Source organism: Nesterenkonia sp. K-15-9-6 (genome assembly GCF_052656005.1).
This window is the reverse complement of sequence record NZ_JBQYEY010000019.1, coordinates 55,047-66,756: the sequence shown is the minus strand read 5'-3', so window position 1 is coordinate 66,756 and position 11,710 is coordinate 55,047. Positions and strand designations below refer to the sequence as shown.

10 protein-coding genes and 1 tRNA gene are annotated in these 11,710 nt (G+C 68.8%); 4 read left to right on the top strand and 7 right to left on the bottom strand.

Annotation, left to right across the window (positions count from 1 at the left end; all coding sequences use genetic code 11):
* Positions 1 to 564: 564 nt before the first annotated feature.
* Both SD455_RS12165 and SD455_RS12160 read right to left on the bottom strand, forming a co-directional pair.
* Positions 565 to 640: transfer RNA gene (locus tag SD455_RS12165), tRNA-Arg, on the bottom strand.
* Positions 641 to 655: 15 nt separating this feature from the next.
* Positions 656 to 1,339, bottom strand: a complete 684-nt coding sequence (locus SD455_RS12160; protein WP_170922546.1) for a hypothetical protein — start codon at positions 1,337 to 1,339, stop codon at positions 656 to 658.
* 135 nt (positions 1,340 to 1,474) lie between these two features.
* On the opposite strand from SD455_RS12160, the gene SD455_RS12155 reads away from it, so the two are divergent.
* From SD455_RS12155 to sucD, 3 genes are all read left to right on the top strand, one after another.
* Positions 1,475 to 4,048, top strand: coding sequence for a UvrD-helicase domain-containing protein (locus SD455_RS12155; RefSeq protein ID WP_445508248.1), 2,574 nt, complete (start codon positions 1,475 to 1,477; stop codon positions 4,046 to 4,048).
* A gap of 122 nt (positions 4,049 to 4,170) precedes the next feature.
* Positions 4,171 to 5,334 (top strand): ADP-forming succinate--CoA ligase subunit beta, encoded by a 1,164-nt coding sequence (gene sucC, locus SD455_RS12150; RefSeq protein WP_070158700.1) that lies wholly within the window; start codon positions 4,171 to 4,173, stop codon positions 5,332 to 5,334.
* A 16-nt stretch (positions 5,335 to 5,350) separates the two neighbouring features.
* Positions 5,351 to 6,286 carry a succinate--CoA ligase subunit alpha gene (gene sucD, locus SD455_RS12145; RefSeq protein ID WP_070158701.1) on the top strand — a complete coding sequence of 312 codons (936 nt, stop codon included), beginning with the start codon at positions 5,351 to 5,353 and terminating at the stop codon, positions 6,284 to 6,286.
* A gap of 229 nt (positions 6,287 to 6,515) precedes the next feature.
* Here the strand turns inward: sucD and SD455_RS12140 are convergent, their stop codons facing one another.
* The gene (locus SD455_RS12140) at positions 6,516 to 7,241 is read right to left on the bottom strand and encodes an MBL fold metallo-hydrolase (RefSeq protein ID WP_083277258.1); all 726 of its coding nucleotides are present in this window, start codon (positions 7,239 to 7,241) and stop codon (positions 6,516 to 6,518) included.
* A gap of 439 nt (positions 7,242 to 7,680) precedes the next feature.
* Here SD455_RS12140 and SD455_RS12135 point away from each other — a divergent pair, with 439 nt between their 5' ends.
* On the top strand, positions 7,681 to 8,136 hold the full coding sequence (locus SD455_RS12135; protein ID WP_445508247.1) for a pyridoxamine 5'-phosphate oxidase family protein: 456 nt from the start codon (positions 7,681 to 7,683) through the stop codon (positions 8,134 to 8,136).
* A 50-nt stretch (positions 8,137 to 8,186) separates the two neighbouring features.
* Here SD455_RS12135 and SD455_RS12130 read toward each other — a convergent pair whose 3' ends face one another.
* From SD455_RS12130 to SD455_RS12115, 4 genes are all read right to left on the bottom strand, one after another.
* Positions 8,187 to 9,293, bottom strand: a complete 1,107-nt coding sequence (locus tag SD455_RS12130; protein WP_311024620.1) for a VIT1/CCC1 transporter family protein — start codon at positions 9,291 to 9,293, stop codon at positions 8,187 to 8,189.
* A 100-nt stretch (positions 9,294 to 9,393) separates the two neighbouring features.
* Complete coding sequence (locus SD455_RS12125; RefSeq protein WP_445508246.1) at positions 9,394 to 9,933, bottom strand: ester cyclase; 540 nt, start codon at positions 9,931 to 9,933, stop codon at positions 9,394 to 9,396.
* Positions 9,934 to 10,055: 122 nt separating this feature from the next.
* A complete protein-coding gene (locus SD455_RS12120) occupies positions 10,056 to 10,664 on the bottom strand; it encodes a TetR/AcrR family transcriptional regulator (RefSeq protein ID WP_445508245.1) in 609 nt (202 codons plus the stop codon).
* Between the two features lie 53 nt (positions 10,665 to 10,717).
* Positions 10,718 to 11,659 carry an inositol monophosphatase family protein gene (locus tag SD455_RS12115; RefSeq protein WP_445508244.1) on the bottom strand — a complete coding sequence of 314 codons (942 nt, stop codon included), beginning with the start codon at positions 11,657 to 11,659 and terminating at the stop codon, positions 10,718 to 10,720.
* Positions 11,660 to 11,710: the final 51 nt, after the last annotated feature.

Below are 11,710 nucleotides of genomic sequence, written 5' to 3'. Positions count from 1 at the left end.
GAGTACGAGACCGTCTACACTCAAGACGTCGCGTTGGCGGCGTGAAGCATGGAGTCAACCGAACCTTCAGCAGACCCGAGTTCGACCGGTTGCAGGCCACCACCAAGCAGCAGCAGGAGGCCTACACCCGAGAACGGGAGGACCTGATCGCGGAGCGGACCAAGCTACTCCAAGCTCACTACGCCGGAGCTGTGCCGCTGGAGCTGCTGAAGACTGAGCAGGAGAGGATCGCTAAGCGCCTGGCGTTCCTGGAAGCACAGGTCGAGGCCGGCACTCTGGAGTACGAGCAGGCCCAAGCCCATCTGGAGGACTGCCTGGCCCTGGCTGGTGACTGCCACGCGATCTACACCAGCATCGATGACTCGCTGCGCCGCACAGCGAACCAGGCGTTTTTCGACAAGCTCTACATCACAGAGGCCGACGCGGTGGACGGTGAGGCCGGTGAACCCTTCGACATCTTGTTCAACCCCGAGGTCCAGTCCACCGCGCTGCGCCGCAAGCAGAGTGGTCGAGACCAGAGTGGAGATCAAACCGCGAACGTCGCAGGTTTGAACAAGGACCAACTGGTGCCCCCGGCAGGATTCGAACCTGCGACACCCGCTTTAGGAGAGCGGTGCTCTATCCCCTGAGCTACGGAGGCTGGGACCCGACCATCCTACCGGTTGCCCAGCGGGCGCGCGGTCCGTTCCACGGAGCGTCGCACCATCGCCATGATCACCGCGATGATCAGCAGCGAGCCCACCACCGCGAAGAGCAGCCAGCTGCTCACGGTGAGGGCGGAGGCGGTGTGCACCAGGGAGGAGTCCACGCTCTCGGCGGTGAGGATCTCGTCGATCAGGAAGTTCTCGGCGATGTCCATGGCGCTGAACAGGCCCGCGGCGGCCAACAGCAGCCAGCGCACCACGGATTCGCGCATCATCAGCCCCACCACCGCCCAGGCGGTGAGGAAGAAGGAGACGGGGAACAGGATCCCGGCGGTCTTGTGCACGAAGTTCAGCTGGCCGATCGCGGCGTCGTCCATCACGTTGCGCAGCCGCTCGATGTCGGAGGCGTCATAGCCGGTCAGCAGCGCATCCGGCATGGAGAAGCCGCCGGTGAACTGCGTCATCTGCGGCAGGGCGATCAGGTGCAGATAGATGAACAGGAAGACGGTGGTGCCCAGCAGCGCGTAGACCAGCATCCGTGGATTGGACTGTGCCTCGTCGGCGGCCCGCTGGTCGGCGCCGGAGAGGAACCTGGGCCCCGCGGAGGGCCGTCTCCCGGAGGAGGGTCTGCGGCCCGACGTCGCCCCGGAGTCCGCGGCTGGGTTGCCGCGGGTGGCCTTCCGTCGTCTGGACATCCTGTTCCTTCCTGATGATCAGCGCAGGCGCTGCGGCCCTGCCGTGAGAGGTGGCGGGTCCGGGCTCCATTGTTGCAGAGCGCGGGATGCGGCCCGCGGGCGTCCGTCACAGCCCGCCCTTAGACTTGAGGGACCATGGAGTTCCTCTTCACCCCGCCCTCAGAGCGTCCCTCCGAGACCGCCCGCGCCGCCAAGGCCGCCGACGACGGCGCCCCGGCCGTCCTGCAGGATCCCGCCGCCCTCGGCGGGTCCCCGGGATCCGCGACCGGTGCGGTCACCCCGGCCGACCCCACCCGTGGCCTGAACCCTCAGCAGAAGGAGGCGGTGCTGCACACCGGGTCCCCGCTGCTGATCGTCGCCGGCGCTGGCTCCGGCAAGACGAGCGTGCTCACCCGGCGCATCGCCCATATGCTCCAGACCGGAGCGGCCCGCCCGCACGAGATCCTGGCGATCACCTTCACCAACAAGGCCGCCCGGGAGATGAAGGAACGCGTGGTGAGCCTGGTGGGCCCTGCGGCGGAGCGCATGTGGATCTCCACCTTCCATTCCTCCTGCGTGCGGATCCTGCGTGCCGAGGCGGCGAACCTGGGCCGGAAGTCCGCCTTCACCATCTACGACGCCGCCGACTCCCTGCGGCTGATCACCACCATCGCCAAGCTCCATGACCTGGACCCCAAGCGGTTCGCCCCGCGGGCCATCAAGAACCGGATCTCCACGCTGAAGAATGAGCTGGTCGACGCCGAGGAGTTCACGGCCACCGCGCCGAACGAGCCCTTCTCCGAGGCCGTGGCCGCCGTGTATCGGGAGTACGCCCAGCGGCTGCGTCGGGCCAACGCCTATGACTTCGACGACCTGCTCGCCGAGACCGTCTACATGTTCGACGCCTTCCCCGGCATCCTGGACGGCTACCGGCGGCGCTTCCGCCATGTGCTGGTGGACGAGTACCAGGACACCAACCACGCCCAGTATCGCCTGGTCCGCCAGCTGACCGGAGGCCCCGGCGACGGCGTGCAGACCCCGGGGGCCGAGCTGACCGTCGTCGGCGACTCGGACCAGTCCATCTATGCCTTCCGCGGTGCGGACATCCGCAACATCACCGGTTTCGAGCGGGACTACCCGGACGCCACCACCATCAAGCTGGAGCAGAACTACCGCTCCACCCAGACGATCCTCGACGCAGCCAACGCCGTGATCTCCCAGAACCCGGGACGCACCGAGAAGAAGCTGTGGACCGACGAAGGTTCCGGCGAACCCATCACGTTGCATGTGGCGCCCTCCGAGTCTGACGAGGCCGAATGGATCGCCCGCACCATCGATGACCTCGGGGACCGGGAGGGCATCCGGCCGGCCGACGTCGCCGTGTTCTACCGGACCAACGCGCAGTCCCGCTCCCTGGAGGAGCGCCTGGTCAGCCGCGGCATCCCGTACCGGGTGGTCGGCGGCACGCGGTTCTATGACCGCAAGGAGATCAAGGACGCCCTGGCGTACCTGCACGCGCTGAACAATCCCGACGACGACGTCAACCTCCGCCGCATCCTCAACGAGCCCAAGCGCGGCATCGGAGACCGGGCCGAAGGTGCGGTCGCCGCGCTGGCCCAGCGGGACCGGACCACGTTCTTCGAGGCGCTGCGCCGGGCCGAGGAGGCCCCGGCCATGGCGACCCGCTCGCTGAAGGCCGTGGACTCCTTCGTCCGGATGATGGACGACCTCGCCTCCCTGCTGGAGTCCGAGAAGCCCTCGGTGGTGCTGGAGGCGGTGCTCGAACAGACTGGGATGCTCGAGGCGCTGCGGCAGTCCAAGGATCTGCAGGACGAGTCCCGGGCGGACAACCTCGGTGAGCTGGTGGCCGTGGTCAAGGAATATGAGGCCTCCACCGAAGGCGGCACGCTCGCGGACTTCCTGGAGCAGGTCTCTCTCATCGCCGACGCCGACGCCGTCCCGTCCGCCGGAGACGCCGAGTCCGAGAAGCTCGCCCAGGAGCAGGGTCAGGTCACGCTCATGACGCTGCACACCGCCAAGGGACTCGAATTTCCTGTGGTCTTCCTCACGGGCATGGAGCACGGGATCTTCCCGCATGCCCGCTCCATGTCCGACGGCGAACAGCTGGCCGAGGAGCGTCGCCTGGCCTATGTGGGGCTCACCCGGGCCCGGCAGCGGCTGTACCTGAGCCGCGCGGAGTCTCGCCACCTGTGGGGCCAGCACCAGTACAACCCGCCCAGCCAGTTCCTCGGCGAGATCCCCGAGGACCTGCTCCATGTCGATGCGGCATCGTCATCAGGCCTCGGCGGAGGGTTCTCCGGGGGTCTGGGCGGCCATCACTACGGGACACCCAGCTTCGGTGGTGGCCCGTCCTCACGCGGATCCGTGGGCGGCTCCGGCTGGTCCTTCAGCGGCGGCTCCGGCGGGGGTCGCTCCGGCGGAACCGGCCGGGCAGGGCGCTCCGAGCCCACCGTCTACGGGGCGGCGAACAGCGAGAAGACGTCATCTTCGCTGCCCGGGGCGACCGGCGGCGTCGCGCCCCGTCAGGTGGACCCCAGCCGGACGATCCCCACCCTGGCCCCCGGTGACAAGGTCTCTCACCAGAAGTTCGGTCGTGGCGAGGTCCTGGCTGTGGAAGGCACGGGGGACAAGACTGTGGCGAAGGTCAGCTTCGCAGGGACCGAGAAGCGTCTGCTCCTGCGATATGCTCCCCTGGAGAAGGCCGACTGAGCCTTCAGGCTCAGCGTTGCGCCCAGCGTGCAGCGTGGCCGCTCAGCCCGTGCCGGCGGGTCCCGCCGTCGACGTCGGGCTGAGGTTGTCAGAAACGACTTCGACGCAGAAGGACACCACCCGTGGACCTGTATGAGTACCAGGCGCGCGATCTGTTCGAGGCACACGGAGTTCCCGTGCTGGCCGGAATCGTGGCGCAGACCCCGGAAGAAGCGAAGGCAGCTGCTGAGCAGATCGGCGGCGTCGTCGTCGTCAAGGCTCAGGTCAAGGTCGGAGGGCGAGGCAAGGCCGGCGGCGTGAAGCTGGCCAAGACCGCCGACGAGGCCTATGAGCACGCCAAGGCGATCCTGGGCATGGACATCAAGGGGCACACCGTGCACCGGGTGATGATCGCGCAGGGCGCGGACATCGCGGAGGAGTACTACTTCTCGATCCTTCTGGACCGCGCCAACCGCGACTACCTGGCCATGTGCTCCAAGGAGGGCGGCGTCGAGATCGAGCAGCTCGCCGAGGAGCGCCCCGAGGCGCTGGCGCGGGTGAACTTCGACCCCAACACCGGCATCGACGCCGGCAAGGCCGCCGAGATCGCCGAGCAGGCCGGCTTCTCCGCCGACGAGGTCCCCGCCCTGGCCGAGGTGTTCCAGCAGCTGTGGACCGCGTTCTCCCAGGAGGACGCCACCCTCGTGGAGGTCAACCCGCTGGTCAAGACCGGTGAGGGCACGATCATCGCCCTCGACGGCAAGGTCACCGTGGACGAGAACGCCGACTTCCGTCAGCCGGGCCACGCCGAGCTCGTCGACGAGCAGGCCGAGGACCCGCTGGAGGCCAAGGCCAAGGCCAACGACCTCAACTACGTCAAGCTCGACGGCGAGGTGGGGATCATCGGCAACGGGGCCGGTCTGGTCATGTCCACCCTCGACGTCGTCGCCTACGCGGGCGAGGCCCACAACGGTGTGAAGCCCGCCAACTTCCTGGACATCGGAGGCGGCGCCTCGGCCGAGGTGATGGCCAACGGCCTCGACGTCATCCTCGGTGACGACCAGGTCAAGTCCGTGTTCGTCAACGTCTTCGGCGGCATCACCGCCTGCGACGCCGTGGCCAACGGCATCGTCAAGGCCCTGGAGATCCTGGGCGAGGCCGCCACCAAGCCGCTGGTGGTCCGCCTGGACGGCAACAGCGTGGAGGAGGGCCGCCGCATCCTGCGGGAGGCCGACCACCCGCTGGTCACCCTGGCCACCTCCATGGACGAAGGCGCCGACAAGGCCGCCGAACTGGCGAACAAGTAAGGACTGAGGATCGAGCATGGCTATCTTTCTGAACAAGGACTCCAAGGTCATCGTCCAGGGCATCACCGGCGGCGAGGGCTCCAAGCACACGGCCCGCATGCTGCTGGCCGGGACGAACATCGTCGGCGGCGTCAACGCCCGCAAGGCCGGCACCACCGTCACCCACACCGATCAGCACGGTGACGAGGTCGAGCTGCCCGTGTTCGGCTCCGTCTCCGAGGCGATGGAGAAGACCGGCGCCGACGTCTCGGTGGTCTTCGTGCCGCCGAAGTTCGCCAAGGACGCCGCCGTCGAGGCCATCGACGCCGGCATCGGCCTGCTGGTGGTCATCACCGAGGGCATCCCGGTGCAGGACTCCGCCGAGTTCTACAACTACTCGCTGACCAAGACCGGCGCCGACGGCAAGCCCGTCACCCGGATCCTGGGCCCGAACTGCCCCGGCATCATCACCCCGGGCGAATCGCTGGCCGGCATCACCCCGGCCAACATCACCGGCAAGGGTGGCGTCGGGCTGGTCTCCAAGTCCGGGACCCTGACCTACCAGATGATGTACGAGCTGCGTGATCTCGGCTTCTCCACCTCCATCGGCATCGGTGGTGACCCGGTGATCGGCACCACGCACATCGACGCGCTGGAGGCCTTCGAGAACGACCCGGAGACCAAGGCGATCGTGATGATCGGTGAGATCGGCGGTGACGCCGAGGAGCGTGCGGCCGAGTACATCAAGGCCAACGTCACCAAGCCGGTGGTCGGCTACGTGGCTGGCTTCACCGCCCCGGAGGGCAAGACCATGGGCCACGCCGGCGCCATCGTCTCCGGTTCCTCCGGCACTGCGGAGGCCAAGAAGGAGGCCCTCGAGGCCGCGGGCGTGAAGGTCGGCAAGACCCCGTCCGAGACCGCGCACCTGCTGCGTGAGGTCTACCCGGTCGCGGTGGAGCCCTCCGCGCTCTGACGCTTCCCGCACGCAGCTGAGGCTCGCACCCACGGAGTTCGCTCCAGGGTGCGGGCCTCAGCTGTCTGTGGGGCGTGCTGTCTGCGGGCGTGCGGGTCCATTGCCCCGCCCTGACGGCCTCTGCGGTCGAGGAGTCATTTCCCCGTGGATCTCGCGCTGCTGAAGCGCTTCTAGTCCTGCGGAATGTCCGGGATTCTGACTCCTGGATGAGCGGGGCCCACGGGCGGTGTCAGGTCTCGTCGTCGCGCGCTCCGCTGACCCAGTCGATGTAGCGCCGGGCGGACCGTTCGACGGCCGCAGCGGCGTCGGCGGAGATGTGCCGGGCGAAATTGCCGTAGAGCCTGTCGTAGTCATGCTGCGCGGCATGATCGGCGAGGCGACGCACCACAGCAGGGGAGAGCGGGATCATGTTCGGGTAGGAGCGCATGAACGTGACCCACCCCTGGTCCGCCACGGGGAAGATGGCGTCACCGCTGAACAGCACGCCGCGCCCATCTGGAGCCCTCCAGCGGGCCACCATGGAGCCGGGGAAGTGTCCGCCGATCTGGGTGGCCACCAGGTCTTCGGCGATCTGCACCCGATCGTCCCAGACCACGGTGCGGGCAGGGCGCAGAGCCAGCCAGTGCTCATCCGCGGCGGAGACGTACACGCCCGCGTCGCTGAACGCCTCAGCCCACAGCGACTGCACCCCGTACATATGAGGATGCGAGGCCAGGATCGCCGCCACCCCGCCCACCGATGCGACGACGGCGACGGCGTCGTCGTCGATGTAGGCCGGGGGCTCGATCATCACGTTCCCGATGCTCGTGCGCACCAGGCTGGTCACCTGCCCGATGCCCGGGCCGTCGTGCAGGACCAGACCGTGCACCCCGGGCTCCCGAGTGATCAGCTCCAGGTGCGCCCCGGCCTGCGCGGCCTCCTGCGGGGAGGTCCACGCCTGGCCCTGGGGCGGCACGTGCTGTCGCTCGTCGGCGCAGATCGGGCAGCGGTCGGGGCGATCGTGAGGTGGGCGCTCCACCCCGCAGGTACGGCACTGCAGCACCCGTCGACGCGGTGCGGTGGGAGCTCCGGAGGGAAGGGAATCGGCTTCGGCGGGTTGGCCGGTCGGCGGGCCGGAAACGCGATCGGCAGGGTCATCGGCAGCGTGATCGGTGGGCATGGCCTCATGCTGATCCTGCGCGGCATCGGGGCGTCAAGAGTCGCGGGCCGACGGTGAGGACGCAGGCGGTGGTGCCGTCCCCCGAGGGGTCGGCCACTCGGGTGAGCAGTCAGCCTGACGGCGCAGCATGGAGGCGCGTTCGACGTGTGTTCTACGAGATGTAGAAGAACGGTGGGAGGCGGAGTAGACTGCGAGCCCCGCGCACCTCCTGCGCGGCGGGAGAGAGGACCATCCCATGATGTTCGATCATCCCGAAGACACTCCGATCCTCACCCTCTCCTCTGACGAGAGCTGGCAGCTCCTCGAGGGGGTGCGGCACGGTCGGCTCGTCACCGTGGTGGCGGGCCGGGTCGACATCTTCCCGGTCAACGTCGTCGCCGACGACCGCACCCTGGTGTTCCGCACGGGGGAGGGGTCCAAGCTGGCAGAGGCCACCATCAACGACGACGTCGTGTTCGAAGCCGATGGCATCCTCGACGATGAGGCATGGTCTGTGGTGGTGCGGGGGACGGCCCGGGAGCTGCGCACCGATGCAGAGCTGACCGCAGCGCGTGAGCTGGACCTGCACCCGTGGACCCCCACGCCGAAGGAGCACTTCGTGCGGATCGCTCCCACGGAGATCAGCGGTCGGCACTTTCGGCTCGGTGAGCAGCCTGAGCAGCAGCTCGGCGACGGCACGGGGGCTGCCTGAGCCGGTCGACGCAGAAGGTTCGCCCGGCTGCGGCAGGAACGCTCAGGCCATCAGTCGAGCACGACGCCGAACGCTGAGCCCAGCGCGTAGGTGATGGCCGCAGCCCCCATGCCGATGCCCAGCTGGCGCAGGCCGCGCAGCAGCGGGGAGGCGCCGGAGAGCAGGCCCACGATCGCACCGGTGCACAGCAGTGCCACCCCCACCAGCGAGAGGGAGAGCACGACGGCGGAGAGCCCGGCCATGCCGAACAGATAGGGCAGCACCGGGATCAGCGCCCCGGCGGCGAAGCAGCCGAAGCTGGAGAATGCGGCCGTCCAGGCGCTGCCGACCACGTCATGGTCGTCCTGGTCACCCTCCTCCACGGGCTGCCAGGACTTCGACGGGTTGCAGTCGCAGTCGAAGACTCCCAGGCGTTCCATGGCTCGATGTTCGGCGTCCTCACGGCTGAGTCCTCGAGCCCGGTACACCAGCACCAGCTCGTTCTGATCGAAGTCCAGATCCGGGGCGGCCTTCAGGGTGACCTGAGTGGGGCGGGTGGCGGCCAACAGCTCCCGCTGGCTGCGTACCGAGACGTACTCCCCGGCGGCCATGGACAGCGCCCCGGCGAGGAGTCCGGCGATGCCGGTGGCCAGGATGATCGAGGCCCCCACGCCGGTGCCGCCCATGCCCATGATGAGAGCCAGGTTGGAGACCAGGCCGTCATTGGCGCCGAACACGGCCGCGCGGAACCCACCGGAGAGCTTCTCCCGGCCCCGAGTGGCCAGCCCTCGGACGACCTCCTCGTGGATGGCCTCGTCGGCCGCCATGCCGGCGGTCGCATCCGAGTCCTTCGCGTAGGGGGAGTCAGATTCGGCCCGCTGGGCCAGGGCAAGGATGAACACGGAGCCGAAGATCCGCGCCATCCAGCCCAGCAGCACCCGGTGGGCCGAGGGGGAGGGCAGCTTCTCCGCCTGGGGGCCCAGCAGCTGCCGCCAGTGGTCGGCATGCCGTTGCTCCGCCTCGGCGAGCCCCCGCAGGATCAGGCGTTCCTCGCCCTGCTTGCGTTCGGCGAGGTCCGCGTAGAGCTTCCCCTCGGCGATCTCGTCGGCCAGGTAGCGCCGCCATCGGCGGATCTGTCGGCTGGTGGGCGCGGGCGGGGCGCCGTCGTCGGTGGTCACACCACCATTGTTCCCAGCTTGAGCACGCGCCGACAGTGGGTGGGACACTGTGACGATTCTTCGGGATCCCTAAATCTCCCCGGTCCGCGCCGGCCTGCTCTCACCGCAGGAGTCGGCTGAGAGCCATTCCGGCCGCCGCCCCGCCCAGCAGTCCTCCGGCCAGGGCGAACCATGTTCGGTGCCCGGCCAGCCACATGGAGATCAGCCGGGTGGAGGAGATGCCGCCGATCTGTGTGAGCAGGGTCATCAGGTCCGAGCAGATCCATTCCTCAGCGATCCTGCCGTTCTCCACGCGGTAGATCTCATGGCTGAGGTAGTCGATGCGCTTGCCGGTGGGCTGGATCCCGAGGAACTCCCCGCGATGGGTCCCTGTGAATCTCACGCGCATCGCGACGAGGTTGCCCTCGGCGAAGATGTCCTGGATGTGGACTCTCAGGTCTGGAAAGGCGGAGAACATCATCTGGATGTTCCTCCTCCATGCGGGAATGCCTCGCTTCTGCGTGGGCATGCCGGCGATGTTGATGCGGAAGTCGTCGACCATCATGTCCACGACGGCGTCGAAGTCCTGTCGTTCCAGCGCGTCGAAGGCGGCGCGCAGCAGAGGGACGGGCTCGATGGTGGTGGGTCGTGATGTGGTCATGGGGTGCTCCCCTCTCCGAGGCAACATCTTGTACATTGCATCTGCATTGCATTCTAGGTGCAATGCAGATGCAATGTAAAACAGGGGCGTCGACGAGTGGCGACAGCGGTCAGACAGCGGCGTCAGGCCAGGACGGCCGCGATGTGGAGGCGGAGGATGCTCTCGGCATCGTCGACGTCGAGGCCGGAGCTGAGCACCTGGATCGCCAGGCCGTCGGTGAGGGCCAACAGGGCGGCTGCGGCGGAGGGGGCATCGCTCTCGGACTCTGCGGTCGCCGCAGGGCCGGACGCATCCCGAGCGCTCCGAATCCAGTCGGCCAGGAGCATGCGCATGCCGTCGTTGCCCTCTCGCAGATATTCAGCGGCGGAGGAGTCGAGCGAGGCATGAGACATGAAGGCCAGCGCCACCCGGCCGTCCGCCCGTTCCTGCTCTGACCGGGGGAGAAGCGCGGTGAGGACGGCTTCCAGGGCGGCGGTGGGCTCCGGGGCCTCGCCGAGGGTGGAGAGCGCCTTCTGCATCCGCTCCCCGTACTGAGCGCTGGCGGAGCGCATGGCGAAGTCCAGCATGGCCTCCTTGGTGGGGAAGTAGTGCTGGACCATGCCGCCGGTGACTCCCGCTTCCGCGGCGACGCTGCGGAGGCTCACCGCTCCGAGGCCGTGGTCGGCCACCACTCGTCTCACGGCGTGTGCCAGCACCTCCCGGCGCTGGTGGTGGTCGACCTTCTTCGGCATGGTGACATCGTGCCACAGGGCTCCCGCCGAACTTGCCGGACAGCTCGGCGTGCTCAGTCCCCGCGGCGGGCCGCCACGCCCGCCAGGAGGCGCCGGGCGGTGGGGGAGTCCACGCCGGGGGCGAGGCCCAGATAGTGCGGCGCCAGGTGATCTGAGGTTCCGCCGTCGCCGGAGGCGTCGTCGGCCCCGTCGGGCAGTCCCACGTAGGTGCCGCCGGCGCGGCGGAGGATGTGCATCCCCGCCGCCACGTCCCAGGGGCAGGTGTCCACGCCGAGGACGACGTCGGCCCAGCCGGCGGCCGCATGGCAGAGCTCCAATGCCCCGGACACCAGCCGGCGCACCGTCGCGAAGGTCGTCACCGCTTCGGCGAAGGTCACCAGGGCCGCCTGGCCGTCACGCTGCAGCGCCTCGGCGGAGGGGTAGCTGGTCACCAGGTTCAGCCGACGGTCGTCGGGGCCGAGAGCTCCCTGGGTGCTCTGCCGGCCGGTGAGGGCGCGTTCGACGCCGGCCGGGCCGCCCTCACGCAGCCAGGCGCCGTCGTCGTCGGCGGAGAAGGTCACCTGATTGACCGGATCATGGACCACTCCGGCGACCACGACGCCGTCGACGGCCGCTGCGATGGACACGGAGAACATCGCGAATCCATGGGCGAAGTTCGAGGTGCCGTCGATCGGGTCCACGATCCACTCCACCGCGCCGGAGCCCTGGGAGCCGCCCTCCTCGCCGGTGATCCGCGAATCCGGCACGGCTGCTGTCAGCAGCTCCACCAGCCGGACCTCCGTGGCGGAGTCGTAGTGGGTGACCAGGTCGTGGGCGCTGGTCTTCTCCTGGGTCTCCACGGCCGTGCGGAAGGCCGCGGCCAGGGCCGGGCCGACGTCGTCGGCGGCGCGCATCGCCGCATGGCGCAGCAGCGCGGGGGTCAGGCGCGAGTCGCCGTCGCGGTGCGCGGCGGTCGCATCGGCAGAGGAATCAGGGCGGGGGGAGGAGTGCGTCACGGCGTTCAGCCTAGCTCTCCCCGCCGCGCCTGTTCGTCCGACGTGTCCGGG